The organism is Nocardioides imazamoxiresistens (genome assembly GCF_032378595.1).
Taxonomy (GTDB): domain Bacteria; phylum Actinomycetota; class Actinomycetes; order Propionibacteriales; family Nocardioidaceae; genus Nocardioides; species Nocardioides imazamoxiresistens.
Genome location: NZ_JAVYII010000011.1, coordinates 149784 through 175723, shown reverse-complemented (window position 1 = coordinate 175723; position 25940 = coordinate 149784). Strand labels below are relative to the sequence as shown.

The 25940-nt window shown below is 74.7% G+C and carries 22 protein-coding genes and 1 tRNA gene; 6 read left to right on the top strand and 17 right to left on the bottom strand.

Going from position 1 to position 25940, the window contains the following annotated elements:
• Window positions 1-50: 50 nt before the first annotated feature.
• Window positions 51-1544, bottom strand: a complete 1494-nt coding sequence (locus tag RDV89_RS20165) for an HNH endonuclease (protein ID WP_315736107.1) — start codon at window positions 1542-1544, stop codon at window positions 51-53.
• Between the two features lie 296 nt (window positions 1545-1840).
• On the opposite strand from RDV89_RS20165, the gene RDV89_RS20160 reads away from it, so the two are divergent.
• Window positions 1841-2305, top strand: coding sequence for a GNAT family N-acetyltransferase (locus RDV89_RS20160; RefSeq protein WP_315736105.1), 465 nt, complete (start codon window positions 1841-1843; stop codon window positions 2303-2305).
• On the opposite strand, the gene RDV89_RS20155 is transcribed toward RDV89_RS20160, so the two are convergent.
• The 3 genes from RDV89_RS20155 to RDV89_RS20145 form a co-directional block, all read right to left on the bottom strand.
• On the bottom strand, window positions 2290-3384 hold the full coding sequence (locus RDV89_RS20155; RefSeq protein WP_315736103.1) for an MBL fold metallo-hydrolase: 1095 nt from the start codon (window positions 3382-3384) through the stop codon (window positions 2290-2292). The two genes, RDV89_RS20160 and RDV89_RS20155, sit on opposite strands and share 16 nt — an antisense overlap.
• 10 nt (window positions 3385-3394) lie before the next feature.
• The gene (locus RDV89_RS20150; RefSeq protein WP_315736101.1) at window positions 3395-4552 is read right to left on the bottom strand and encodes a hypothetical protein; all 1158 of its coding nucleotides are present in this window, start codon (window positions 4550-4552) and stop codon (window positions 3395-3397) included.
• Window positions 4553-4744: 192 nt separating this feature from the next.
• Window positions 4745-5053, bottom strand: coding sequence for a hypothetical protein (locus RDV89_RS20145; RefSeq protein ID WP_315736099.1), 309 nt, complete (start codon window positions 5051-5053; stop codon window positions 4745-4747).
• A 70-nt stretch (window positions 5054-5123) separates the two neighbouring features.
• Here RDV89_RS20145 and RDV89_RS20140 point away from each other — a divergent pair, with 70 nt between their 5' ends.
• The gene (locus RDV89_RS20140) at window positions 5124-6032 is read left to right on the top strand and encodes a DICT sensory domain-containing protein (RefSeq protein WP_315736097.1); all 909 of its coding nucleotides are present in this window, start codon (window positions 5124-5126) and stop codon (window positions 6030-6032) included.
• On the opposite strand, the gene RDV89_RS20135 is transcribed toward RDV89_RS20140, so the two are convergent.
• Together RDV89_RS20135 and RDV89_RS20130 are read right to left on the bottom strand one after the other, a co-directional pair.
• On the bottom strand, window positions 5966-6946 hold the full coding sequence (locus RDV89_RS20135) for an MsnO8 family LLM class oxidoreductase (RefSeq protein ID WP_315736095.1): 981 nt from the start codon (window positions 6944-6946) through the stop codon (window positions 5966-5968). The genes RDV89_RS20140 and RDV89_RS20135 overlap by 67 nt on opposite strands.
• 38 nt (window positions 6947-6984) lie before the next feature.
• The gene (locus tag RDV89_RS20130) at window positions 6985-7983 is read right to left on the bottom strand and encodes an arsenic resistance protein (RefSeq protein WP_315736093.1); all 999 of its coding nucleotides are present in this window, start codon (window positions 7981-7983) and stop codon (window positions 6985-6987) included.
• A gap of 74 nt (window positions 7984-8057) precedes the next feature.
• Here RDV89_RS20130 and RDV89_RS20125 point away from each other — a divergent pair, with 74 nt between their 5' ends.
• Complete coding sequence (locus tag RDV89_RS20125) at window positions 8058-9557, top strand: phytoene desaturase family protein (RefSeq protein ID WP_315736091.1); 1500 nt, start codon at window positions 8058-8060, stop codon at window positions 9555-9557.
• 21 nt (window positions 9558-9578) lie between these two features.
• Here RDV89_RS20125 and RDV89_RS20120 read toward each other — a convergent pair whose 3' ends face one another.
• A complete protein-coding gene (locus RDV89_RS20120; RefSeq protein ID WP_315736089.1) occupies window positions 9579-9923 on the bottom strand; it encodes an ArsR/SmtB family transcription factor in 345 nt (114 codons plus the stop codon).
• 55 nt (window positions 9924-9978) lie between these two features.
• Between RDV89_RS20120 and RDV89_RS20115 the strand changes: the two genes are divergently transcribed.
• Entirely contained in the window at window positions 9979-11961 is a 1983-nt protein-coding gene (locus RDV89_RS20115; RefSeq protein ID WP_315736087.1) for a heavy metal translocating P-type ATPase, read from the top strand.
• A gap of 109 nt (window positions 11962-12070) precedes the next feature.
• Here the strand turns inward: RDV89_RS20115 and RDV89_RS20110 are convergent, their stop codons facing one another.
• The 6 genes from RDV89_RS20110 to RDV89_RS20085 form a co-directional block, all read right to left on the bottom strand.
• Complete coding sequence (locus RDV89_RS20110; RefSeq protein WP_315736085.1) at window positions 12071-12673, bottom strand: dihydrofolate reductase family protein; 603 nt, start codon at window positions 12671-12673, stop codon at window positions 12071-12073.
• A gap of 86 nt (window positions 12674-12759) precedes the next feature.
• Window positions 12760-13263, bottom strand: a complete 504-nt coding sequence (locus tag RDV89_RS20105; protein WP_315736082.1) for a pyridoxamine 5'-phosphate oxidase family protein — start codon at window positions 13261-13263, stop codon at window positions 12760-12762.
• 166 nt (window positions 13264-13429) lie between these two features.
• Complete coding sequence (locus RDV89_RS20100) at window positions 13430-13948, bottom strand: ASCH domain-containing protein (RefSeq protein ID WP_315736080.1); 519 nt, start codon at window positions 13946-13948, stop codon at window positions 13430-13432.
• Window positions 13949-13976: 28 nt separating this feature from the next.
• Window positions 13977-15371 (bottom strand): serine/threonine-protein kinase, encoded by a 1395-nt coding sequence (locus RDV89_RS20095; protein ID WP_315736078.1) that lies wholly within the window; start codon window positions 15369-15371, stop codon window positions 13977-13979.
• 140 nt (window positions 15372-15511) lie between these two features.
• Window positions 15512-15584 (bottom strand) — tRNA-Thr (locus RDV89_RS20090).
• Window positions 15585-15663: 79 nt separating this feature from the next.
• A complete protein-coding gene (locus RDV89_RS20085; protein WP_315736076.1) occupies window positions 15664-15840 on the bottom strand; it encodes a hypothetical protein in 177 nt (58 codons plus the stop codon).
• Window positions 15841-15964: 124 nt separating this feature from the next.
• On the opposite strand from RDV89_RS20085, the gene RDV89_RS20080 reads away from it, so the two are divergent.
• The gene (locus RDV89_RS20080) at window positions 15965-16891 is read left to right on the top strand and encodes a LysR family transcriptional regulator (RefSeq protein ID WP_315736074.1); all 927 of its coding nucleotides are present in this window, start codon (window positions 15965-15967) and stop codon (window positions 16889-16891) included.
• Between the two features lie 25 nt (window positions 16892-16916).
• Here RDV89_RS20080 and RDV89_RS20075 read toward each other — a convergent pair whose 3' ends face one another.
• From RDV89_RS20075 to topA, 4 genes are read right to left on the bottom strand one after another with little or no spacing between them, the layout of a single operon-like run.
• The gene (locus RDV89_RS20075; RefSeq protein WP_315736072.1) at window positions 16917-18479 is read right to left on the bottom strand and encodes an alpha/beta hydrolase; all 1563 of its coding nucleotides are present in this window, start codon (window positions 18477-18479) and stop codon (window positions 16917-16919) included.
• Window positions 18480-18491: 12 nt separating this feature from the next.
• Window positions 18492-19661 carry a DNA polymerase III subunit delta' gene (locus RDV89_RS20070; RefSeq protein WP_315736071.1) on the bottom strand — a complete coding sequence of 390 codons (1170 nt, stop codon included), beginning with the start codon at window positions 19659-19661 and terminating at the stop codon, window positions 18492-18494.
• A complete protein-coding gene (gene tmk / locus RDV89_RS20065; RefSeq protein WP_315736069.1) occupies window positions 19658-20341 on the bottom strand; it encodes a dTMP kinase in 684 nt (227 codons plus the stop codon). Before tmk ends, RDV89_RS20070 begins: the two co-directional genes overlap by 4 nt.
• 43 nt (window positions 20342-20384) lie before the next feature.
• Window positions 20385-23132 (bottom strand): type I DNA topoisomerase, encoded by a 2748-nt coding sequence (gene topA, locus RDV89_RS20060; protein ID WP_315736067.1) that lies wholly within the window; start codon window positions 23130-23132, stop codon window positions 20385-20387.
• A 232-nt stretch (window positions 23133-23364) separates the two neighbouring features.
• On the opposite strand from topA, the gene RDV89_RS20055 reads away from it, so the two are divergent.
• Window positions 23365-25938 carry an Ig-like domain repeat protein gene (locus tag RDV89_RS20055; protein WP_315736065.1) on the top strand — a complete coding sequence of 858 codons (2574 nt, stop codon included), beginning with the start codon at window positions 23365-23367 and terminating at the stop codon, window positions 25936-25938.
• Window positions 25939-25940 lie beyond the last annotated feature (2 nt).

Sequence of the window (25940 nt, the reverse complement as noted above, 5' to 3'; positions counted from 1 at the left end):
CTGCCGGGTGGTGCGGGGTGGTGTCGGGTGGTGCCGTGCGCGTCTGGGGGCTAGTCGAGCGGGATGGTGCCGGTTGGTGTGACGAGGTAGCGCCGGCCGCGGGGGCTGGTCCAGACGAAGCCGTCGGGTGGTTCGTCGGGGCGTGTGGGTCGGTAGCGCCAGCGGCGTTCGTGGTGCTGCTCGTGATCGGGTCCGTCGGGTGGGTCGGTGCCGGCGTGCGTGGGATGGGTCTTGGCGCGGTGGTGCAGGCGGCAGAGCGGGACGAGGTTGTCGCTGGCTGTCTGGCCGTCGGCGTGCCATTCGACGCGGTGGTCGAGGTCACTGACCCGCGCTGGTCGGTTGCAGTAAGGGAACTGGCACGTCGGTCGACGTAGTTGGACCTGTTCGACGAGCCGTTCAGGGATCCGGTAGCTGGGCGTCGTGATGTGCTCGTTGAGGTCGATCACCGGCTTGACCACCACGTGGGTGTCGGTGGTGCGGCACCAGTCGCGGACCTGCTCGGCGGTCACGGTCCGCAGCCCGATGCCGGGCGCGGTCACGGTGGCCAGGTCGATGCCGGTGCCGCCGGTGAGGGGGTCGATCCCGATCGAGGTCGACGCAAGTGCGGCCTGGGTGAGGTGGACGTGCAGCACGACCTGACGCGCTGCCACCGTCGACGCCGCCACAGGCCCGCCATGGCCGTCGCGACCGGTGAGGTCCAGGGCGGTCTGCTTCCGCGCGAGCTCACCGACCGCAACCGCCCGACGCACGTCGAGCGACTCACCCGACCCCAACGCCGCCAACTCGGCCGCACCCCTGGCGACGGCCTCCTCGAGGTCACGGGCGTCGGCCAGGTCCAGCTCACCGGACACGGGCACGGTTCCGCCGACCTGGCCGTGCACGCCGAGGGCTTCGCGGGCACGGAAGTCGATCGTGAAGAACCGGCCCGCGTCCGCGTCCGCACGGTCGGCTTCGGTGGTCTCGGGGTCGAACCGTGCCGACGCCTCGGCAACGAGCCGGTCGATCCCCGCCCCCGAGATGGAGTGCGCGACGTGGGCGAGGTTGCGGTCCACGAACCCCGCACCCTCCAAGGTGAGGGTCCGCGTGGCGCGAGCGATCCGCCGGGCCCGCCACACCTGCACCCCACCCGCGGCGACCCGGGCCGCGATCAGCGGGAGGCGGTGTCGGACCTCGATGGCATCGCCCACCAGCGCACGGCCGGCGTCTTGGCTGAGGCCCATCGCGGTGACCAGTTCCAGGACCGCGAACTCCGACACCAGCGGGGCGCCGGGTCCGCCGTACGCGAGCCACCTGTCCCCACCCGGCACCGCCGCGAGGGCCTGCTCGTCGTCGACCCACATGCCGAGCGGGCCGATCGGGTCACCCACCACCGGGTTGCTGGACGAGCTGCCGCACTCCACGTCGAGGTGGGCATCGGCGTAGTCGGCAGCCGCGAAGAACGCGGCCGCCTCGGCAGCGCGTTGGGCCCGCATCGCCTCGCCGGCGGCGTCCAGCAGCGCAGCCCGCGACGGGCTGTTGGTGTGCTGCTGGGGCCCCCGATCCATACCCCAGATTCTATCCGAACGTGCGTTCGATGAACAGGGTCGCGGACCGACCTGTGGAGAACGTTTCCGCAGGTCAACCCACCTGACAGCCCTCCCGCGCGTACCCCCGACGCCCCCCGGTTGCACCCCGCGGCACAACCCGCAACTCGACACCCCGAACCGCGGCACACCCCGCAACTCGACGCCCCGAACCGCGGCGGAACCCGCAACTCGACGCGTCGATCCGTGCCGTCCGCGCCAGGTCGCCGCGCCGAACCGTGCCCTTCGCGCCAGCTCGGCGGGCGTAGGTTGTGCCGGTGCCGATCCGCTCCCTGACCTTCGACGACCTGACGCCGCGCGAGGCGTACGCCGTGTGGCGGCTGCGCCAGGACGTGTTCGTGGTCGAGCAGGACTGCCCCTACCCCGACCTCGACGGCCGCGACCTCGAGCCGGCCACGCGCCACGTCCTCCTCACCGACGAGCAGGCCGGCGAGGAGGGCGAGCAGGGCGAGCTCCTCGGCTACCTGCGGCTCCTGGACGACGGGGCGTACGCGCGGGTCGGCCGCGTCCTGCTCGCCCGCACCGCCCGGGGCCGCGGGCTCGCGGACGGCCTCCTGCACGCCGCGCTGGAGCAGATCGGCGAGCGGGAGTCGCGCCTGGACGCGCAGGCGCCGCTGGCGGGCTGGTACGCCGGCTTCGGCTACGCGGTCACCGGTCCGGAGTACCTCGAGGACGGCATCCCGCACGTCCCCATGACCCGCCCCGCTCAGACGCGCCGGTAGCGCGCCGGCGCCGCCCCGAGCGGGTCCGAGCCGTCCGCGCCGCCCCGCTCCACGACCGCCTGGCCGCGCGCCACGAGCACCTCGAGGTGGGCGCGGGTCTCCATCGCGGCCAGCGCGGAGTTGAAGGGATCGAGCGAGGAGTACGCGCGGGCGTGCCGGGTCCAGGGCAGGTGCGCCGCGACCTCGCGGGCCGTCAGGCCCTCGCCGCCGACCTCGAGGGGCTCGAGGCTGAGCGCCAGCCGCTCGTCGTGGTGGGCCAGCAGCTCGTCGACCCGGGCGTGCGCCGACGGGGCGAGCGGGCCGTGCGCGGGCAGCAGCCGCAGGTCCGGCAGCTCGCGCACGCGGGCCAGCGAGCCCATGAAGTCGCCGAGGGCGCCGAAGCGGGTCGACGGCTCGAAGCCGATCGACGGCGTGATGGTCGGCAGGACGTGGTCGCCGGCGAACAGCAGGCCCTCGGCGGTGTCGGCGAAGACGACGTGCCCGGCCGTGTGGCCCGGGGTGGCCACGGCGTCCAGGACGCGGTCGCCGAGGCGTACCTGCTCGTCGGGCTCGAGCCAGCGGTCCGGCAGCTCCCAGAAGTCGGTGTCGGCGGTCGGCCCGGGCGGCGCCTGCTCCCAGGCCACGGCGGCCTGCTCGGCCCCGGCGTCGCGCAGGTGGGCGACCATCTCGTCGCGCACGACCTCGCTGCCCGCGATGGACATCCGCAGCGAGGTCTCCTCGCCGCGACCGAGGCGCACCTCGGCACCGACGAGGCGACGCAGGGCGACGGCCTGCGTGTAGTGGTCGCGGTGGACGTGGGTGACGAGGACCCTCCGGACGTCCGCGACGCCCGCGCCGATGCCTGCCAGCGAGGAGGCCAGCAGCTCGGCGGCGCTCTCGATGGCCCAGCCGCCGTCGACGAGGGTGATGCCGCGCGAGCCGTCGGGCTCGTCGGTCTCGACGGCGTACACGTTCACCGCCCGCAGCCCGTCGTTGGGCAGCGGCAGCGGGATCCGGTGCACCCCCGGCGCCACGGGCCAGGCTCCCGGGTCGGCCCAGGGGCGGTCGGAGTCCGGGGAGACGGCGTCGGCGGTGCTCACCGGTGGCACGTTAGGCCATGGGCTCCGCGGGCTCGCGCGCCGCGTCCGGCCCGGTGAGCGGCGCGTCGTCGACCGAGCGACGGCGTCGGCGGTCGAGGAGGGCGAACCAGGCGCGTGTGGCCAGGTGCAGCACCGACAGCGCCCCGGCCACCACCCAGAACCACCACAGGAGGGTCGGCACCGCGTCGCCGCCGACGGCCACCACCAGGACGGCGACCACCAGCGAGACCACGGACGAGAGCAGGGAGACCCGGTCCTTCCAGGTGCCGCGCTCGAGCCCCGCCGCTCCCTCCATCGCCTCCACGACGCGCTGGGCCTCGTGGCGCTGCGCGGGGACGCGGCTCTCGCCGCGCAGGACCGCGCCGGTCTCCGCGGGCAGGCCGAGCGCCCCGGCGACCTCCTCGATGTCGAGGGCGGAGCGGCGGAACGCGGCGCGGCGGCGCACCGGGTCGTCGCCCCAGGACGCGAAGTCGTCGTCGGCGTGCTGCGGGAGCAGGTCGCCGACGATCGCGGACACGAGGTCCCAGGCGGGCTCGACGTCGCGCACGGACGGCGAGAAGACCGGCCGCCACAGGTGCCGGGGCCAGTGCCTCCCGCCCACGAGGTCGCCCCTGTGGAACTCCTCCACGACGTCGTGGAAGGGCGAGGCGGAGAACAGCACACCCCGTCGACCGCGGCCCTCCGTCGTGCGCACGACGAGCTGGCCGACCAGCTGCGAGTACGCCCGCGGCGCGGCGCCGTCGGCCCACGACACGAGGTGCCAGCCGTCGACCTCGCGCACCTCGATCGCCGTGCCGGCCACCGCGGCGCCGACCGGGGCGTAGTGCCGCTGCGCGGCCGGGAGCACGAGGACCGTCCGGTCACCGTCCGGCACCAGGTCGTCCTCGCGCGGGGTGATCACCTCGGACGGGGCGAGACCGAGCGTGGTCGCCAGCTCCTCGACCCGCAGCGTCAGCCCGCTGCCCTCCGCGTCGACCCGCATCAGGCACCACTCCCGCGGGTCCTCGCCCGGGACGGAGCCGCAGGTGAGCAGACCGGTGGTGCCGCGCTCGTCGGGGCCCACCCGTCCGACCCCGCCCAGCTGCTCGACCGCGGCGGCCACCTCGTCGTCGGTGCGTCCGGGGAACAGGAGGGTGACCATCTCGACGTCGGAGCGGGAACGCAGCATCGGGGGCACCGGGCCCGCGCCGGCCGAGTCCACGGCGGGCGGTCGCGGGAAATGTAAAAGAACCGCGGTGGCGTCTCGGGTCACCACCGCGGTTCGAGTAGAAGTATGCCTCGCCGTTCCAACCCGCGTCTCGATTTTCCCCAGATCTCGTCGCAAGGATTTCTCAATGCCGCCACGGACGGGCGGACCGGGTCAGCCGACGAGGCGGACGCCGCGGCCGCGGACGGTCGTCCGCTGCCACCACGGGGCGCTCGGCTCGCCCAGCACGAGGAGGGGCCGGCCGTCGACGAGCACCCGCATCCGCACCCCGCCGGCAGCCATCGCCGCCCCGGCCGAGCGCAGCTCGCGCGCGACGCGGGCGCGCGACCACCAGCCCAGACGCTCCAGGTGCAGCTCGAGGTCGCCGTCGGGGCCGTGCGCCAGCACGCCGCGGGCGGTCCCGCCACGCCCGAGCACGAGCGGGAGGGCGACCCGTCGGTCGCACGGTGCAGCAACGTTCATGGGGGCCTCCCTCGACCACGAAAAACTTCTACGCGAGACTTCTACACAGTGTTGAAGTTAGGATGACAGCATGGCCCAACCGGCGGAACACCTCCTGTCCATCGGCGCCCTCGCGGAGCGGTCCGGCGTCGGCGCTGCGACGCTGCGCATGTGGGAGCAGCGGCACGGGTTCCCCACGGCCGAGCGACTGCCCAGCGGACACCGTCGCTACCCGGCCGAGGCGGTCGAGCTGGTGCGCCGCGTCGCCTCGCTGCGCGACGCCGGGCTGCGGCTCGACGAGGCGGTCGCGCAGGTGCGCTCCGCCCCCCACGTCCCCGCCCGGTCGGTCTTCGCCGACCTGCGGCGCAGCAACCCCGCGCTGCCCGTGCACCGGCTGGCGAAGCGCACCCTGATCGCGATGTCCCACGCGATTGAGGACGAGTTCATGGCGCGGGCCACCGCCCCCCGCCTCTTCGGCGCGTTCCAGGAGCAGCGCTTCTACGCCCACGCCGAGCCGCGTTGGCGCGACCTCGCGCGTCGCGCGAGCAGCACGACCGTGCTGGCCGTGGACTTCCCCGGCACCGACGACCTGCAGGCGCACCGCCCGCGCCGCGTCGCGCTCTCGCCCGACTCGCCCCTGGTCGCCGAGTGGGCCGTCGTGTGCCTCGCCGAGGACCTCCCGGTGGCGCTGACGGCGTGGGAGCTGCCCGGCCAGGACGACGTGCCCGACGGGCTGCGCGAGTTCGAGGCCGTGTGGTCGCTGCACCCCTCCGACGTCTCGGTCGCGGCCCGCGTGTGCGCGGCGACCGCCGGGGAGCCGCTGCCCGAGATGTCCCCGGTGCTGAGCGGACGGCCCGGCGGGAGCGCGGCCGACGCCGCGGACGCCACCGCCCTGTTCGCCCGCGCGGTGGCGTACCTGGACCGCCGCGCCCGTCAGCCGATCGTCGCCACGACCTCGCCGAGGGCGGTGTCGAGCGTGCGCAGGGCCTCGCGGTCGTAGGTCGAGGTCGACGACAGCACCTCGTCGGCGCCCGTCGCGGACACGAGGTCCGCGACGCGCTCGCGCACCTCGGCCGCGGTGCCCGCCACCGCGCGGTCGAGCGCGGCGTCCACGCGTCGGCGTACCTGCTCCGACCAGCGCTCCGCCCGGATCTCCTCGACCGGGCGCAGCGCCTCGAACACCCCGGTCTCCCGCGAGCGCGCCATCGCCCACACCTCCGGGAGCGCGAGGTCGCGGGCGGCGGTGAGGTCCTCCGCGACGTACGCGTCGAGCGCGACGGTCACGCGCGGCCGGTCGCCGTCGGCGTACGCCCGGAAGTCGCGGCGGTAGGCGGCCACCGCGTCCGCGACCTCGGGCGCCTCGAGCGCGGGTCCGCCCAGCACGACCGGAAGACCCAGGCGCGCGGCGACCTGCAGCCCGCGCCCCGTCGCGAGCACCGACATCGGCACCGGACCGCCGCCGGCCGGGCGCACGGTGACGGGAGCCGTGCCGTCGAGCAGGGCGCGGAGCTCGGCCAGGTCGGCCTCGAAGGTGTCCGGCTGGTCGGCGAGGTGGCGCAGGGCCCGACGCACGGGCTCGGTGAAGCCCAACGAGCGGCCCAGTCCGAGGTCCACCCGCCCGGGGTGCAGCGCCTCGAGCATCCGGAACTGCTCGGCGACCACGATGGGCGCGTGGTGGGGCAGCATCACGCCGCCGGAGCCGATCCGGATCCGCCGGGTCGCGGCGCCGACCGCCGCCAGCAGCACCGGCGGCGACCCCGAGGCGACGCCGGGCACGCCGTGGTGCTCGGCGGCCCAGAACCGGGCGTACCCGGCCTCCTCCGCCCACCGGGCCCGCTCGACCGTGTGCGCGAGCGCGGCTGCGTCCGGGTGGCCGGAGCGGGTGCGGGAGCGGTCGAGGAGGGAGAGCTGCACGTCCGCGTCAACGCGTCGGGGCGCGCGGGCCTTCCCGCTCAGCGCACGAGGCGGGGCACCAGCACGACGTAGAGCACCATGCCGACGAGCTCCACGAGCGTCTGGGTGACCACGACGAGGGCCGCCAGGGCGTACGCATCCGGGAGCGCGAGCGCGAGCGGCAGCACGACCAGCGAGTTGCGGGTCGCGCCGCTGAACGTGAGGGCCCGCGCGGCGGGGACGTCGAGGCGCGCCGCCCGCGCGACCAGACGGCCGAGCGGCGCCATCACCACCAGGAACGCGACGAACAGCAGCGCCACCGTGGCCAGCCCGCCGAGGTCGTCGGCGCCCACCGCGCCCACCTGCGAGGCCGGCACGACGGCGAGGGTCGCCATCATCAGCGGCACCATCGCCGCCAGCGCCGTCGAGCCGACGGCCCGGGCCGCCCGGGCCGTCGGCCGCTGGTGCTGTCGGCGGGCGGCGACCTGCACCAGCACCGCCGCGCCGAGCGGGGCCACGACGAGCACGAGCAGCGCCTCGACGAAGGGGCCCACCTCGACCGCCGCGGCGACGTCGGGCCCGGCGAGCAGCCAAAGGTACGCCGGCAGCGCGAGCACCTGGGCGGCCATCAGGAGCGGCGCCGCCGCCAGCAACCGCTCCGCCGCCCCTCCGGCCAGCCGGGTGAAGACGATGACGTAGTCGATGCACGGCGCCAGCAGGACCAGCAGCACGCCGACCAGCAGCACACGGTCGCCCGCGACGACGCGGGAGAGCCCGAGCACGACGACGGGCACGACCACGAAGTTGAGGACCGCGAGGGCGAGGAGGAACCGGGCGTCCCGCAACGAGGCGGCCACGGACGCGAACGGGACGGCGAGGAAGGTCGCGAAGAGCAGCAGGGCGAGGACCGGGGTGATCGCGACGTCGAGCGCCCCGGCTCCCGGCACGAGCCGCCCGACCGCGACCCCGACCGCGATGGCGGCGAGGTAGAGCAGGACCTGGTGGCGCTCCATCCGGGCGACCAGGTCCTCCCGGGCGTCCCCCGCGCTGTCGGTCACGGTCGGCAACCGTAGCGGCGCCGGGGTGCCGGGGCGCCGCCGCTCCTCGCCCGGCCGATCCCTAGGCTCGGGGCATGCGGCGCGACCGGACCACCGAGGGCACGGCGGTCGTCGTGGGCAGCGGACCGAACGGGCTCGCAGCGGCGATCCGGCTCGCCCGCGCGGGTCTGCGGGTGACCGTGCTCGAGGCGGCCGCGACGCCCGGCGGCGGCTGCCGCTCGGAGGTCCACACCGCCCCCGGCCTCCTGCACGACGACTGCGCCGGCTTCCACCCGCTCGGCATCGCCTCGCCGTTCCTCTCCTCGCTCGGGCTCGAACGGCACGGGCTGCGCTGGCGCTGGGCCGACGTGGACCTCGCCCACCCGCTGGACGGCGGGCGCGCCGGACTGCTGGGGCGCGACCCCCGCCTGGTCGCCGACTCGCTGGACGACGACCACGGCACGGGCGCCGGCGAGCGCTGGCGGCGCCTGTTCGCTCCCGCGACCGGGCACTTCGCGGACGTCGTGGCCGAGGCCCTGCGTCCGGTGCTGCACGTGCCCCGGCACCCGCTGACCCTGGCGCGCTTCGGCGCCCGTGCCGTCCTGCCCGCGACGACCAGCGCGCGGCTGCTCGCCGACGAGGCCGGCTCCGCCCTCTTCACCGGCATCGCCGCGCACGGCTTCGGGCGCCTCGACCGCCCGCTGACCTCGGCGGTGGGCCTGCTCCTGGGCGCCGCGGCCCAGGTCGTCGGCTGGCCGGTGGCCGCCGGCGGCAGCGCGGCGATCGTCGACGCTCTGGTGGCGACCCTCGAGGAGCACGGCGGCCGCGTGCTGACGGGCGTACGCGTGACCGCGCTCGACGCCGTCGCCGAGCAGGCGGACCTGGACGCGCCGCCGGACCTGGTGCTGCTCGACACCGCGCCTGCAGGCGCGCTGCAGATCGTGGGCGACCTGCTGCCGACCGGCGTGCGGCGCTCCTTCACCCGTTTCCGCTACGGCCCGGCCGCCTGGAAGGTCGACCTCGCCGTCGAGGGAGGCGTGCCCTGGACCGCCGAGGGCTGTCGACGAGCCGGCGTGCTGCACGTCGGCGGCTCGACCCGCGAGATCGCGGCCGCGGAGGCCGCGACCGCGCGTGGACGCATGCCGGAGCGGCCCTTCGTGCTGGTCGGTCAGCAGCACCTCGCCGACCCGTCGCGCTCGGCGGGCGACGTGCACCCGCTGTACGCCTACGCCCACGTGCCGAACGGCTACGACGGGGACGCCACCCCCGCGGTCCTCGCCCAGCTCGAGCGGTTCGCACCCGGCCTGCGGGAGCGGGTCGTCGCGACGGCCGTGCGGGGCCCGGCCGCGCTGGAGGAGCACGACGCGAACTACGTGGGCGGCGACATCGCCGCCGGCGCGGCCACCGCCCGCCAGATCGTCTTCCGGCCGCGTCCGGGCCTCGATCCCTACTCCCTCGGCGTGCCGGGCCTCTACCTGTGCTCGGCCTCGACCCCACCGGGCGCGGGTGTGCACGGGATGTCGGGGTTCCACGCCGCTGGCGCGGCGCTGCGCGACCTGGCGCGCTCGCGGCGGCGCGGCGGCTCGGGCGACTGAGCCGGACCGCCCCCGGTCGGCCTACGGCTGACGCGGCGCCTGGAGGTGCTCGGCGTGGTAGATGGCCTCGTCGAGCAGCTGCGCGACGTGGTCGTCGTGCAGCGCGTACACGATGCTGCGCCCCTCCCGCTCGCCGGTGACGAGGCCGAGGTTGCGCAGCAGCCGCAGCTGCTGGGAGACCGCGGGCTGCTCCATCCCGACCGCGTCCACCAGCTCGCCGACGGTGGCGGGCGAGTGCCGCAGGCGGTCGAGGATCAGCAGGCGGCTCGGCGTCGCGAGCGCCTGCAGGGTCGCGGCGATCGACTTCGCCGCCTCGCGCGTCAGCGCCTGGCGCGAGTCGACGTCGTCCGCGACCTTGTGTCCCACGCCGCGATCCTAGACGACTTGACATGAACGCATGCGCATATGTGTAGTTGTTGGCGTGAACGCGCCCAGTCGAGCCCCCGCCACCGACGCCGCCACCCGTGACCACGGCGGCGGAGGGCCCCGCGCTCTCGCCGGGCCCAGCGCGCTGGCCAGTGCCCTCGTGCTGCCGGAGGTCCGGTGGGCGGCGGGGTCGCTCGGCCTCTTCCTCCTCGGCGTGGTGGCCCACGTGCTCGGCGCGCCGCCCGTCGTGTGGTGGACGCTCTACCTGGCCTGCTACGCCACCGGCGGCTGGGAGCCGCTGCTCGCCGGCCTGCGGGCGCTGCGCGAGCGCACGCTCGACGTCGACCTGCTGATGGTCGTGGCGGCGCTCGCGGCGGCCTCGATCGGCCAGGTCTTCGACGGCGCGCTGCTCATCGTCATCTTCGCGACCTCCGGGGCCCTGGAGGCGTTCGTGACGCGCCGCACGGCCGACTCCGTCGACGCCCTGCTCACGCTCGCCCCGGAGCGGGCCACCCGGCTGGGCCGGGGCCCCGGCGGCGCCGGGACGGAGACCGAGGTCGACGTCGCCGACCTCGTGCCCGGCGACCTCGTCCTCGTGCGGCCGGGCGAGCGGATCGGGGCGGACGGCACGGTGGTGCACGGCGCCAGCGAGGTCGACCAGTCCTCGATCACCGGTGAGCCGCTTCCCGTGCTGCGCGAGGTCGGCGACGAGGTCTTCGCCGGGACGTCGAACGGCCCGGGCGCCCTGCACGTGCGCGTGGACCGCGAGGCGTCGGCCTCCGTGGTCGCCCGGATCGTCGCGATGGTCGAGGAGGCGTCGGGGACGAAGGCCCGCACGCAGCTGTTCATCGAGCGGGTCGAGCAGCGCTACTCGGTCGCCATGGTCGCGGCGACGCTGGCGCTGCTGGGGGTCCCGCTCGCCGTCGGCGCAGAGTTCGAGCCCACCCTGCTGCGCGCGATGACCTTCATGATCGTCGCCTCGCCGTGCGCGATCGTGCTGGCGACGATGCCGCCCCTGCTGGCCGTCATCGCCAACGCCGGGCGCCACGGCGTGCTGGTCCGGTCGGCCGTCGCGCTCGAGCAGCTGCGCGAGGTCGACGTGGTGGCGCTCGACAAGACCGGCACCCTGACCCTCGGTGAGCCCGCGTTGGTGGACGTCGTGGCGCTCGCGCCCCGGGCGTACCCCGCCGACGCCCTGCTGCGCCTCGCCGCGGGCGCCGAGCAGCCCAGCGAGCACCCCGTCGCGCGGGCGGTGGTCGCGGGGGCCCGCGACCGCGGTCTGACGCTGCCGGGAGCCTCGGAGTTCACCGCCACGGCCGGGCGCGGGGTGCGCGCGGTCGTCGAGGGGCGACGCGTCGCGGTGGGTGCGCCGGCCCTGCTGGCGGTACGCCCCGACCCGGCCGCCGCGCAGGCCCTGGCCGCCGCGGAGGCGAGCGGCGACACCGCCGTGGTGGTGCTGATCGACGAGGTCGCCGTCGGCGTGCTCGTCGTGCGCGACACGTTGCGGCCCGAGACGCCGGCCGCGGTGCGCGAGCTGCGCGACCTGGGCGCCGAGGGCGTCCTGCTGACCGGCGACCACGAGGTCGCGGCCCGCGCCGTCGCGTCGCGCGCGGGGATCGACGAGGTGCGGGCCGGGCTGCTGCCCGAGGACAAGGCCGCCCACCTCGTCGCGCTGCACGACACGGGACGCCGCACCGCCTTCGTCGGGGACGGCGTCAACGACGCGCCAGCCATGGCCACGGCCCACGTCGGCGTCGCGATGGGCCGTCGCGGCAGCGACCTGGCCGTGGAGACCGCGGACGTGATCCTGGTGCGCGACGACCTCGGCACGCTCCCCCCGCTGGTGCGGCTCGCCCGCCGGGCGCACCGGGTGGTGGTCGCGAACCTCGTGTTCGCTGCCGCCGTCATCGTCGTGCTCGTGACCTGGGACCTCGTCGCCACGCTGCCCCTGCCGCTCGGCGTCGCGGGCCACGAGGGGTCCACCGTGGTCGTGGGGCTGAACGGGCTGCGCCTGCTCCGCGCCTCGGCGTGGCGGTGAGTCGTGAGTACGCGCGGCGGCACGCCCTGCTGCACCACCACGACGAGCCGTTCCCGGTCGTCGAGCACTCCGTCGAGGTGGCGCCGGCCCCCTGACGGAGGGGCGGCGCTCAGCGCTGCACGACGTAGTGCCCGACGACGGCGCCCCTCGGCGAGGTGTAGGTCGAGGTCGCCGCGAGGCGTACGCGGGTGCCGTCGCCGTCGAAGAGGCGGGCACCCGACCCGAGCACGACGGGGATGATCGTCAGCACGAGCTCGTCGACGAGGTCCGCGGCGAGCAGGGCCCGGGCGAGCATGCCGCTGCCGAGCACGACCACCTCGCCCTCGGTGGCCGCGACCAGCGTGCGTACCCCCTCGACCAGCGCGGCCTCGTCCGGCGCGTGCAGGAGGTGGGACGCGGGGTGCTCGAGCGCGGGCGAGACGCCCGACACGACGTGCTTCGGCGTGTGCCGCAGCAGGTCGGCGAAGGGGTTGTCGCCCGCGGCCGGGGAGAGCCAGAAGCCGACGAGGTCCTCATAGGTGCGGCGACCGAGCAGCAGGGCGCCGGGCGCATCGCCCGCCATGGAGGCCTCCATCGCCTCCGGGTCCTCACCCAGCCAGGCGAACGCCCAGCCGCCCTGGCCGAAACCGCCCCGCGTGTCCTCGTCCGGCCGCCCCGGCGCCTGCATCACGCCGTCGAGGCTCAGGTTCTCCACCAGCACCAGCTTGCCCATGAGTTCGTCGTCCTTCGTCGTGCGGTCAGGTCGTGGCTCCGACCCGACCCGGGCGACGAACTCATCGGTCCCGCGCCGGCGGGTGCTCAGCCGTCGAGACGGACCGTCTCGTTCTCGGCGGGGAACTTGTCGGGGTCGCCCGTCACCGCGGCGCGCAGCCCGCCGATGAGGCGCTTGACGCGGGAGTCCGAGGCCGACCAGTACTCGGCCGTCTCCACGTGCACCTTGACCAGACCGAGCGTCGGGGTCTCGAGGCCGTCCGGGAACCAGATCTCCAGGGCGGGGCTCCACAGCTCCTCGGCCTTGGCGCGGTCCTCGACCAGGGTGGCGGCGCCGGAGACCGACGTCCACGCCGAGTTCTTCTGGTCGGAGAACGAGACGTTGACCTGCGGGTTCGTCCGCAGCTGGGCGACCTTGTCGGAGTCGTCGTGGCAGAAGAACCACAGGTCACCGTCGAACTCGACCTCCTGCAGCGCCATCGGCCGGCTGACGTGACGACCGTCGGCGGTCATGGTCGTGAGCATCGCGATGCGGGCGTCGTCGACCAGCTCGGCGACCTTCGCGACTCCCTCGTCCTGGTGGTGGCTCATGGCGTCCTCCTGTGCGTCGGGTGTGCGGTGCGGCCCACCGGTACCCGTCGCGCCCACGGACAGGCGCCCGACCACCGCTGCGTGAGGGTGGGTCGGGCGCCGAACGGCCGGTACCCCCTGGTCCGCACCCCATGCGCCCCGGTCGCCAACCTGTCGCGGACCAGGATCAGACGGGGTCCGCGTGCTCCGGCGGCCACACGACCGCGAACCGCTCGAAGACGATCTCGTCCTGCTCGGACCACCGGGCGCCGCGCGCCTCCGCGACGCGGGTCCAGTAACGACGGTGCTCGCGCTGCCAGCTCTCCAACGATCCGTCGTCCTCCCCCTCCGCGGCCGCGAAGGCGGCGTCGGCCGACGCGAAGGACCCGAGGCGCAGCTCCAGGCTGCGGATCACGATCCGGGGCACCCCGCGACCGTCGCACGCGATCCAGTGCGAGCCCACGCGGGGCAGGTCGTCGCCCCGGGCGCGGAAGTCGTCGACCAGCTCGGCCGTGGCCCGCTTGCCGCCCGCGAGCACGAGGCCCAGCAGCTCGTCGGCGAGCCGCTCGGTGTCACCGAAGTGCTCGACCGTGTGCTCGGGGCAGGCCCGGACGGCGTCGGGTCGGGCGGCGGAGTACGCCTCCCACATCGCGGCCGCAGCCACCCGGTCGACGGCGGCGGCGGGACGTGGGGCTCGGTCGGTCACGCCGGGATGCTCGCAGAGGGCGGCCGGCTCAGCGACCCCGGCCGTTCCCGTTGCCGTTGTTGCCGCCTCCGTTGTTGCCGCCTCCGTTGTTGCCGCCTCCGTTGTTGCCGTTGCCGCTGTTCTCGCCGGCAGCGCTCCCGCTGTCCCCACCGGTCCCGTTGCCCTGGCCGTTGCCCTGGCCGTTCCCCTGGCCGTTGCCCTGGCCGTTCCCCTGGCCGTTGCTCGCCGTCGCGGCATCGGCCACCGGGGCCGAGACCGGGTCGTCGGCGGTGGCCACGGGCGCCACGGGCACCTCGGTCGTGGACGGGTTCACCGGCGCCGGGTCGGTGCGCTCGGCGGCCGGCTCGACCGGCGGCGTCGACGACACGGCGGGCGCCGCCGGCTGGTCCGCGCCCGGCGGGGACTCGGGGTCCGACGTGGCGCCGGAGGTGGTGGCCACGGCCGTGGCGACCGCGGCGGCCGCCACCAGCGCCACGGCCGCGCCGGCACGGCGTCGCCGCCGACGACGGCCCGGACCGCCGAGCACCAACCCGTCCGTCGTCGCGTCGGAGACCAGCAGGTCCCAGTCCGTCGTCGCGGACAGCTCGCCCGGGAGGTCGCACCGGCTCTCGTGGGCGTCGAGGCGTCGCAGCCGCGCCGCCACCTCGGTGGCCGAGGGCCGCGTACCGGGATGGATCGCCGTCATCGTCCGCAGCAGGTCCACCCAGCTGGGGCCGAGGTGGCCGGGGATCTCCGGAGGTCGCGTGAGCCGGGCCAGCGCGGCCTCGATCGCCGGGCCCGGGTAGCAGCGCCGGCCGCTCAGGCACTCGACGAGCAGCAGCCCCAGCGCGTACACGTCGGCGGCGGCCGTGATGCGCCGCTCGGCGCGCACCTGCTCGGGCGCGAGGTAGGCGGGCGACCCGACGGTGGTGCCGGTACGCGTGTGGTGCGCGACGTCGTCGACGGAGCGCGCGATGCCGAAGTCGGTCAGCCAGGTGCGGTCCGCCTCGTCGACGAGGACGTTGCTCGGCTTCACGTCGCGGTGCACGACACCGGCACGGTGCACGTGCGCCAGCGCCTCCGCCACCTGGGCCCCGATGCGGGCCACCCGGGCCGGCGCCAGCGCGCCGTCGGTCGCGCAGACGTCCTTGAGGGTCGTGCGCGCCACCAGCTCCATCGCCAGGTAGGGGCGGCCGTCGGCGACGCCGGCGTCCAGCACCCGGACGACCCCGGGGTGGTCGAGCGCCGAGAGCAACCGGGCCTCGCCTCGCAGACGCACACCGTCGGGATCGTCGGCGCTGCGGTCCTGCAGCAGCTTGAGCGCCACGTCGCGGCCCGTGTCGACGTCGACCGCGCGGCGCACCTCGGCCATGCCGCCGACGCCCAGGACCTCCCGGAGCGCGTACCGCTCCGCGAAGACCTGTCCCTGCTCACCAGCGTGCACCGTTGCCGTCCCCGTCGCTCGTCGCGTCTGACCGGAGCCCGAACCCCGCTCGACGGTACCCACGCACACCTGACGCAACCCGTCCCCACGACGAAGAAGCCCCCGTCCCGCATCGCTGCGGGCCGGGGGCTTCGGGTCGGAGCCGCCTGTCAGAATCGAACTGACGACCTAGTCATTACGAGTGACTCGCTCTACCGACTGAGCTAAGGCGGCCTGTCGCCCGCCGAGGCGAGCGACCCGAAGGAGTATAGGGGCGCCCGTCCGGCGGGACGAAATCAGGGTCCGGGCCGGGTCAGGCGGCCAGCTCGAGGGCCGCGGCCGCCGCGCCCTCGCTGAGGAACGTCTGCTCCCCGCCGCACCAGCAGGTGAACGTCGCCTCGTAGCCGCCGGGGACCGGTCGGACCCCCGTGATCTGGGTGTCGAACGTGAGCTGGGCCGTGTCGCAGACCGTGCAGTGGTGGACGAACATGGGGGGACCTCCTCGGGGTCAGATCGGGGACCCCTCCATTGTGTCGACGTCGAGATTCAAGGGGTAGCCTCACTTTCCAGCGCTATCCCAAGGCATCACCTATGGCTCGGCGTACGCTGCACCCATGCTCTCGCTGCACCAGCTGCGCTGCTTCCTCGCCACCTACGAGCACGGCTCGCTGACGTCCGCGGCCGCCGAGCTCGGGTACGCACAGCCGAGCGTCTCCGAGCAGATCCGGGCGCTGGAGAAGTCCCTCGACGTGCAGCTCTTCCGGCGCGTGGGGCGCGGTGTCGTGCCGACCACCATCGCCGACGAGCTGCGACCGCACGCGGAGCGCACCCTCGCAGCGGCCGACGACGCCCGGCGGGCCGTGGCGAGCGCGCGCAGCTTCGACACGGGGACGATCCGGTTCGGGATGTTCGGCACCGCGCGGCTCTACGCCGGCGCCGGCCTCGTGGCGGACGTCCTTGCCCGCTACCCCGGCGTCCGGGTCGAGCTGATCGGGCAGAACTCGACCGACGTCCACGAGGAGCTGCGGCGCGGTCGCCTCGAGGCGGCCATGATCGCGGTGCCCGCCGTGACCAGCGAGGGCATGACCGTCACCCCCGTCGCCAAGGACGAGCTCGTCTACATCAGCGCCGATCCGGAGCGCCTCACCGCGCCCGTCACCGCGAGCCGGCTCGCCCAGGCCACCCTGGTGATGCCGGAGACGACGTGGCGCGCGGTCGACTCGACACGGATCGTCCTGCGCCAGATGCTGCACGAGACCGGCCGGAACCCGACGACGCGGATCGAGGTCGAGGACGTCGAGACGGCGGTCGAGCTCGTCGGGATGGGCCTGGCCGACTCGGTCATCCCCCGCGGCGCCGCCGACTCGCTGCTGCCCCGGCTGGCGCCGCACGCCGGGTCCGTCCCGCTGCGACCGCGGCAGTACGACGTCATCGCCGTCGTGCACCGTGCGGAGGCGACCCTGTCGCCCGCCGCCGAGCTCATGATCGAGCTGGCGACCGCCCGGATCCAGCAGATCGCCGAGCCCTACCGACCGCGGTGAGGCGGCCGGCGTACCCGCGGCGGCCTCAGCAGGTCGTGCCGTCCTCCGGCACCTCGCCCTCGAGCAGGAACGCGTCGACGGTGTCGTCGATGCAGCTGTTGCCCGAGCCGTAGGCCGTGTGGCCCTCGCCCTCGCGCGTGAGCAGCACGCCCGACTCGAGCTCGTCGGCCATCGCGACGGCCTCCTCGTAGGGCGTGGCCGGGTCGCCGGTCGTGCCGATGACGACGATCGGCGCGGCGCCCTCGCCGGTCACCTCCCGCGGCTCCTCGGCCTGGCGGCCCGTGTAGCCGCTGCACCAGCCCAGGCCGATCTCGCCGCCCTGGCCGAACGTCGGCGAGGCCTCGGCGAAGTCGTCGGCGTACTGCTCCGCCTCGTCCGGCCCCAGGCTCGTCGGGTCGTCGAGGCAGGAGATGGCGTAGAACGCCTCCATCAGGTTCGAGTTGTACGTGCCGTCCTCGGCGCGGTCGGCGTAGCTGTCCGCGAGGAGCAGCAGGTACGTCCCGTCGCCGCTGAGCCCGTCGTCGATCGCCTGGGTCAGGATCGGCCAGTAGTCCTCGCTGTAGAGCGCCGCCTGCACGCCCGTCTGGGCCAGGGCCGCCGTCAGCGGGCGGTCCGGGTCGCTCGTGGCGATCGGCTGGGCCAGCAGCTCGTCGAAGAACCCGTCGATGATCTGGCTCGCCTCGTCCGGCGTCGAGCCCAGCGGACAGCCCGGCAGCGACTGGCAGTCGGCCGCGAAGTTGTCCCAGGCCACCTCGAAGCCGGCGATCTGGCTGATGGAGCCGTCGACGCGGTCGAGGGACGGGTCCGTCGCGCCGTCGAGCACGAGCCGCTGCGAGCGCTCCGGGAAGTAGGTCGCGTAGACCGCACCGAGGGTCGTGCCGTAGGAGAAGCCCACGTAGTGCAGGTCCTCATCGCCCAGGGCCGCGCGCAGCACGTCCATGTCGCGCGCGGTCTCGACCGTCGACACGTGGTTGACCAGGTCGCCCGACAGCTCCTCGCAGCCGGCGCCGAAGCGCTCCTGCCACTCGATGGTGCCCGCCTGGCCCTCGGGCGTCTCGGGGTCGGCCGAGTACGCCATGTACTCGTCCAGCTCCTCGTCGCTCAGGCAGTCGATCGGCGAGCTCTCCCCCGTGCCGCGGGGGTCGAAGCCGACGATGTCGAACCGGTCCTTGAGCGCGGAGCTGAACGGGGCGTACGTCACGAAGTCCGCGCCCGAGGCCCCGGGGCCGCCGGGGTTGGTGACCAGCGAGGCGATGCGCTCGTCGGGCTCGGCGGCGGGCTCGCGCCGCAGTCGCAGCTCGATGGTCTCGCCGTCCGGCTCCTGGTAGTCGAGGGGCACCTCGAGCCAACCGCACTCGTAGGCGTCGTCGTCCTCGCAGTCGGACCAGTCGATGTCCTGGTCGTAGAAGCCCTGCAGCGCGGCGTCGGGAGCCTCGCCCGCCGCGCCGCCGCCCCCGCTGCCGCCGTCACCGCCGGCCTCGTCGGAGCCGCCGTCGCGCAGCACCAGCGCAGCCGTCACCCCGCCGAGGACCGCTCCGACGAGCAGCCCGAACCCGACCACCAGGGCGATCAGCTTTCCCCGCGACACGTCACGCTCCTCCTACCACCGTCGTGGGGCCGCGCCGGCGCGCTCGGCGTCCGGCAGCAGCCCCACCATCATCGACTCCAGGGCGAGCATGACAGGAACGTTGAACTCCAGCATCTGCTCGCGCGCCGCGAACACGACGTCGATGCGCCGCAGGCAACCCTCGGCGCCCAGCTCCTCGGCCAGCGTCTCCACGTCCTCCGCCAGCTCGGTGTTCACCAGCTCGGCCCCGCTGCCCAGCGCGACGGCCACGGCGTCGCGGTAGACCGACACCAGGTCGGTCAGCGCCCGGTCCACCACGTCGAGGTGCCGGCGCTTGGCGCGGGCCTTCTGCTCGCGCTCCAGGGCCGCGCGCGCCGGCGCGTACTCCCGCGGCTTGCGACCCCGCTCCACGACGCCGTACGCCGCGTCCAGGTCGGCGCGCTCGCGCGCGTCGAGCTCGGTGGTGATCGCCTCGGCCTCGGTCTTCGTCGTCTCGTTGAGCAGGCCGGCGGCCGTCATCGCGGCGCCGAGCGAGCGCAGCCGCGCCGGCAGCGCGACCACGTCGCGGCGGCGGTTGCGCGTCGCCTCGTCGGCCGCGAGGGCGCGCGCCCGGCCGATGTGGCCCTGGCTCGCGCGGGCCGCGTACGCCGCCAACGTGGGCGCCGCGCCGACGGCCCGCTCGAGGAAGGCCGCGACGTCGGCGGGCGCGGGCGTGGTCAGCGTGACCAGCCGACAGCGCGAGCGGATCGTCGGCAGCACGTCCTCCACCGTCGGCGCGCACAGCATCCACACCGTGCGCTCGGTGGGCTCCTCGATCGCCTTGAGCAGCGCGTTGAACGCCTGGTCGGTGAGCCGGTCGGCGTCCTCCACCACCAGGATCTGCCAGCGCCGGCCCGCCGGGGCGAGCGCCGAGCGACGCACCAGGTCACGCACCTGGTCGACGCCGATCGAGAGCCGCTGGGTGCGGACGATGCCGACGTCGGCGTGCGAGCCGGCCAGCACGGTGCGGCAGTCGTGGCACTCGCCGCACCCGCCGCGCTCGCACTGCAGGGCCGCGGCGAAGGCGACGGCGGCGTTGGAGCGCCCCGAGCCGGGCGGGCCGGTGAAGAGCCACGCGTGGGTCATGCCGTGACCGGTCGAGGCCGCGGCGGCGAGCCCGCCGATGACGGGGCGCTGGCCGACCAGCTGGTCCCAGACGGTCACGGTGTCCCCCCTGCGACGCGGGCGCGGTCGAGCGCGGGCAGCACCCGCGTCCACACCTCGGCCGCGATGTCCTCGCGCGTGCGGGTGGCGTCCACGACCAGGTAGTGCTCGGGGTCCGCCGCGGCGAGCCGCAGGAACTCCTCGCGCACCCGCAGGTGGAAGTCGAGCGATTCGGCCTCGATGCGGTCGCGGCCCTCGAAGCGACCCAGGCCCGCAGCCGGCTGCACGTCGAGCACGACGGTCAGGTGCGGCCGCAGGTCGCGGGTCGCCCAGCGGGCCAGCTGCTCGAGGCCCGCCACGGCGTCGCCGAGGGTGCGACCGGCCCCCTGGTAGGCCAGCGTCGAGTCCACGTAGCGGTCGGTCACCACGACCTCGCCGCGCCGCAGGGCCGGCAGCACCAGCGACTCGACGTGCTCCGCCTTGTCCGCGACGTAGAGCAGCGCCTCCGTGCGCGACGCGAGCGACCCGGTCGCCGGGTCGAGGACGATGCGGCGCAGCTCGCGTCCCACCGCCGTGTCGCCCGGCTCGAAGGTCGGCACCGCCACGTAGCCCTCGCGCCGGAGCCGGTCGACCAGCAGCGCGGACTGCGTCGACTTGCCGCCGCCGTCGCCGCCCTCGAAGCAGACGAAGACACCGGTCTCGGTGCGGAGGCCGGCTCCGCCGGTCTCGGGCGAGGTCACGGCAGCAACCTACGGGGTCGCACCGACAGCGGGTCGGGGCGCGTCACGTCGCGGTGGTCGTCTTCTTGGCGGTCGACTTCTTGGCGGTGGTCTTCTTCGCCGCCGCCTTCTTCGCGGTGGTCTTCTTCGCCGCCGTCTTCTTGGCCGGGGCCTTCTTCGCGCCCTTCTTGGCCGCCTTCTTCTTCGGGTTCGCCGCGTCCTTCTCGCGACGCTCCACCAGCAGCTCGGCGGCGCGCTCGACCGTCAGGTCCTCGACCGTGTCGTCCTTGCGCAGCGAGGCGTTCGTCGTGCCGTCGGTGACGTACGGACCGAACCGGCCGTCCTTGACCACCATCGGCTCGCCGGTCACGGGGTCGGCCCCGAGCTCCTTGAGCGGCGGCTTGGCCGCGCCGCGCCCGCGCTGCTTCGGCTGGGCGTAGATGGCCAGGGCCTCGTCGACGGTGATGTCGAAGATCTGGTCCTCGCTCGTCAGCGAGCGCGAGTCCGTGCCCTTCTTGAGGTACGGCCCGTAGCGCCCGTTCTGCGCCGTGATCTCGACGCCCTCGGCGTCCGTGCCCACCACGCGCGGCAGGCTGAGCAGCTTGACCGCCTCGTCGATCCCGACGGTGTCGAGCGACATCGAGCCGAACAGCGAGCCGGTGCGCGGCTTGGCGCTCTTGGGGGCGTCCTCGGGCAGCAGCTCGGTGACGTACGGCCCGAAGCGGCCGTTCTTCGCCACCACGACCAGACCCGTCTCCGGGTGCCGGCCGAGCTCGCGCTCCTCGCCGGCGGGGTTGGCCAGCAGCTCCTTGGCCTTCGCGACCGTCAGCTCGTCGGGAGGCAGGTCGTCGGGCACGTTGGCCCGCTTGGCCGCGCCGGCGCCGTCGTCGCCCGGGCCCTCGAGGTACGGGCCGTAGCGCCCGACCCGCAGGTTGATCCCGGTCTCCTCGTCGCCCGCGTAGGGCACGGGGAAGGTCGCGAGCTCCTTGGCGTCGATGTCGCCCAGCTCGTTGACCAGCGTCTTGAGGCCGTCGACGTCGCCGGAGCCGAAGTAGAACTCGGCCAGCTCGGTGTTGCGATCGCTGCGGCCCGCGGCGATCTCGTCGAGCACGTCCTCCATCTGGGCCGTGAACTCGTAGTCGATCTGGCGGGGGAAGTGCTCGGTCAGCAGCCGCACGACGGAGAACGCGAGCCACGCCGGGACGAGGGCGGTGCCCTTCTTGTAGACGTAGCCGCGGTTGAGGATGGTGCCGATGATCGAGGCGTACGTCGACGGGCGCCCGATCTCGCGCTCCTCGAGCTCCTTGATCAGGGTCGCCTCGGTGTAGCGAGCCGGCGGCTTCGTCTCGTGACCGCTCGCGGACACCGAGGCCGCGGAGACCGCGTCGCCCTCGGTCACCGCGGGCAGGCGGGTCTCGGCGTCGTCGGTGGCCGCACCGTGGTCGGTGCCCTCGACGTACGCCTTGAGGAAGCCGTGGAAGGTGATCACGCGGCCCGACGCCGAGAAGACGACGTCCTCGCCGCTCGAGGCGGCACCCCCGAGGCGGATCGTCACCGACTGCCCGGTGGCGTCCTTCATCTGCGAGGCGACGGTGCGCATCCAGATCAGCTCGTAGAGGCGGAACTGCTCGCCCGTGAGGCGGGTCTGGGCCGGCGTGCGGAAGCTGTCGCCCGCCGGACGGATCGCCTCGTGCGCCTCCTGCGCGTTCTTGACCTTGCTGGCGTACACCCGCGGGCGGTCCGGCACGTACTCCGCGCCATAGAGCTCGCGCACCTGGTCGCGCGCCGCGGCGACGGCGCCGTCGGAGAGCGTCGTCGAGTCGGTACGCATGTAGGTGATGAAGCCGTTCTCGTACAGCCGCTGCGCCACCGACATCGTGGTGCTGGCGCTCATCCCGAGCTTGCGCGACGCCTCCTGCTGCAGCGTGGTCGTGCGGAACGGCGCGTAGGGCGAGCGCTTGTAGGGCTTCGACTCGACCGAGCGTACGTCGTAGGTCGTGTCGGCGAGCGCCGCGACCAGGCCCTCGGCCCGGGCGCGCTCGAGGTGGACGACCTTGCCGGCCGAGGCGCTCTTGAGCTGTCCGTCGGGGCCGAAGTCGGAGCCGCGGGCCACGCGGGCTCCGTCGACGGAGTGGATCTTGGCCGGGAACATCCGCTGCTCGTGCGCGCTGCCGGCGTCGAAGGTGCCCTCGAGGTCCCAGTACGACGCGACGCGGAAGCGCATCCGCTCCGACTCCCGGTCGACGACCAGACGCGTGGCCACCGACTGCACGCGGCCGGCGGACAGACCGCTCATCACCTTGCGCCACAGCACGGGCGAGACCTCGTAGCCGTAGAGGCGGTCGAGGATGCGGCGCGTCTCCTGCGCCTCGACGAGGTCCATCGCCAGCTCGCGCGGGTGCTCGGCGGCGTCGACGATCGCCTGCTTGGTGATCTCGTGGAAGACCATCCGCTTCACGGGGATGTTCTTCGGCTTCAGCTCGTCGAGCAGGTGCCACGCGATGGCCTCGCCCTCGCGGTCACCATCGGTGGCGAGGAAGAGCTCGTCGGCGTCCTTGAGCAGGCTCTTCAGCTTCGAGATGTGCGACTTCTTGTCGCGCGGCACCACGTAGTACGGCTGGAAGCCGTTGTCGACGTCGACCGCGAGGCGGCCCCACGGCTTGTCCTTGATCTTGGCGGGGGTGTCGGCGGCGTTGTTCGGCAGGTCGCGGATGTGGCCGATGGACGACTCCACGACGTAGCCCGACCCCAGATAACCCGCGATCGTCCGAGCCTTCGCAGGGGACTCGACGATCACCAGCTTGTGCGACACGACACCCTCTCTTCACCCGTCGGTCGTGGGGTCGGCTCCGGCGCCGCTTCCCCACGGCGGGTCACAGTAGCGCGGACCGTCGTCCCGGGGCCCACCCGCGGCGGGGGCCCGGTGGAGAGTGACGTCGGCGTCGATCGCGGCGAACGCCGGACGCGAGGGGTCCTGGGTGGGGATGATCCCCCCAGCACCGTCGCGCCGCGACGGTCCCCCACTCGGAGGAACCACCACCGTCATGGCCCATCCCCTGCGCCGCGTGCTGGGCGCGCTCGTCGCCGCCCTCGCCGTCCTCGTGTCCGCTCTCACGCTGCTCGCGCCGGCCGCCGGCGCCGCGCCCGCCGGCGCCGGACCCCGCGTCGACGACCTCCGCACCGACGGCTACGTCGAGGTCTCCGGCACGGTCCGACGCGCCGACCGCGCACCGCTGGTGGACGCGTGGGTCGACGTGTACCGCTGGAACGGGTCGACGTTCGCGGCCACCGGGACCTCCGCGCAGGTCGCCGCGGACGGGACGTACAGCCTGCAGGTGACGGCCGTCGGCACGTACGCCCTCGAGGCCGGCGACCTCGCGGAGGACACCGACCTGGTCACCTCCAACGGCACCCCGACGCTGCCGACCAGCGCCACCGGCGCCGGCACGTTCGCGGTCACCGAGACGAGCGGGCCGGTGGTGCGTCCGGAGATGGTGCTGCCCCGCGCCGACACCGTGGGCGGCACGGTCCTCGACGCGGCCGGAGCCGGCCTGTCCGGCGTCGTGGTCAGCTTCCTGGTGTGGGACCCGACCGCCCGGGCGTGGGACTACGCCGAGAGCACCACGTCCGGCCAGGGTGGGGCGTACGCGACGCGGCGCGACTACTTCACGGCGGGCGAGTCCGTCACCGTCGAGCTCTCCGCCCGCGGCCACGCGACCACCTACCTCGGCGGCGGCACCGACCTGCCGGCCAGCCCGACGACGGGAACGTCCCGCGTGGTCCCGGCCTCCGGGAGCCTCGCCCTCGGCGCGACCAGGCTCGCCGCGACGACCGAGCGCCCGGTCAGCGGTGTGGTCAGCACGGCGTCCGGCCCCCTGGCCGGCGCGGTCGTCGAGGCCGCGATCTGGCGCACCGAGCCCGACGGCACGTCCTACTGGGACTACCTCGACGACGTCGAGACCGACGCCTCGGGCCGCTACACCCTGTACGCCCCGGCCGGCGCGGTGGTCACGACGGCGTACGTCGCCCGCGGGCACCAGACGCTCTACCTCGGCGGCTCCACGGAGGAGCCCGGCCGGCCGACCGCCACGAACTCGCGGACGGTCCCGGCCTCCGGGACCCTCACGCTCCCCGGCGTCACCCTGTCCCCGCTGCCGTCCGTCAGCGGCCGCGTCGTGACCGGCTCCGGCACGCCGGTCGTCGACGCGACCGTCACCGTGCTGCAGTGGTCGCAGGACGCCGACGGCTGGTACGTCGAGGACGTCGACGACGTGTCCACCGACGCCGACGGGCGCTACACGGTCTACGCCACGCCCGGCACGCGGATCACCCTCCAGATCGCCTCGGTGCACCACAACCTCGCCTGGGTGCCGGGGGCCCCGGGCTCCGCGCCCACGGACGCCACCGCGCTGACGATGACCTCGGCGAGCATCGACGTCGGCACCACGACGCTCACCGACGCGCCCGTGGCCACCGGCCGCTTCGTCGACGCGAGCGGCGCGCCGGTCGTCGACGGCTTCGTGTGGGTCTACGTCTGGCTCCCCGACGAGAAGGCGTGGGCCGTGGACTGGTTCGCGTCCACCGACGCGGACGGTCGGTTCGAGGCCGCGCTCGAGCGGGGCCAGCGCTACGCCTTCGCGCTGGAGACCGAGACCGGGACGCTCCTCTACGGCGGCGGCACCGAGCTGCCCCACGCCCCCAAGGTCGCGAACTCGGTGATCGCGCCGAAGTCGGGGACCGTCGACCTCGGCACCACCGGCGACGGCTCCACCCAGATCACCGCGCGCAGCACCCCCGGCGCCCCGACGGGGACCCGCCGCCCCGGCTCGGAGCTGCGCGCCGCGCCGGACCCGGCCTGGAGCGTCTCCGGCACGACGGTCACCTACCAGTGGCTCGCCGACACCATCGCGATCCCGGGCGCCAACCAGTCCACGTTCACCCCGCAGCCGGCGCACAACGGCATGAACGTCTCCGTGCGCTACACCGTGAACCGCACGGGGTACCGCTCCGGGTCGGCCGTCAGCCCGACGGTCCCGGTGGCATACGCGGCCCCCACCGCCTCGGTGCTCCCCCGCATCCACGGCCCGCGGGCGTACGACGAGACGCTGACGGCCACGCCGGGGACCTGGAACGTCTCCGGCCTGACCTTCTCCTACCAGTGGCTGCGCAACGGCTCGCCCATCCCGGGCGCCACGGGCACGGCGTACCGCGTCGCGGCGACCGACGCGAACCAGAACCTGTCCCTGCGCGTCACCGCGACGCGCCGCGGCTACGACACCGGCACCGCGACCAGCGTGGTGTCGAAGGTCGCGCGGCTGCGCTCGAGCACGGCGCTCGCCCTGCACGCGACGACGGTGCGCGCGACCCAGAACGCGCGGGTCAAGGTCGCGGTGTCCGCCGAGAGCAAGGTCGGCCCGACGGGTCGCGTGCAGATCAAGCACGGCACTCGCGTGCTCGCGACGGTGGACCTGACGGCCGCGCACCGGGGGTGGCTCGGCTCGGTCACGCTGCCGCGGCTGGCGGCGGGGACGTACACGCTGACCGCGACCTACCTGCCGACCTCGGGGAACATCGAGAGCTCCACCTCGAGCCGCGTCACCCTGCGGGTGGACCGCTGACC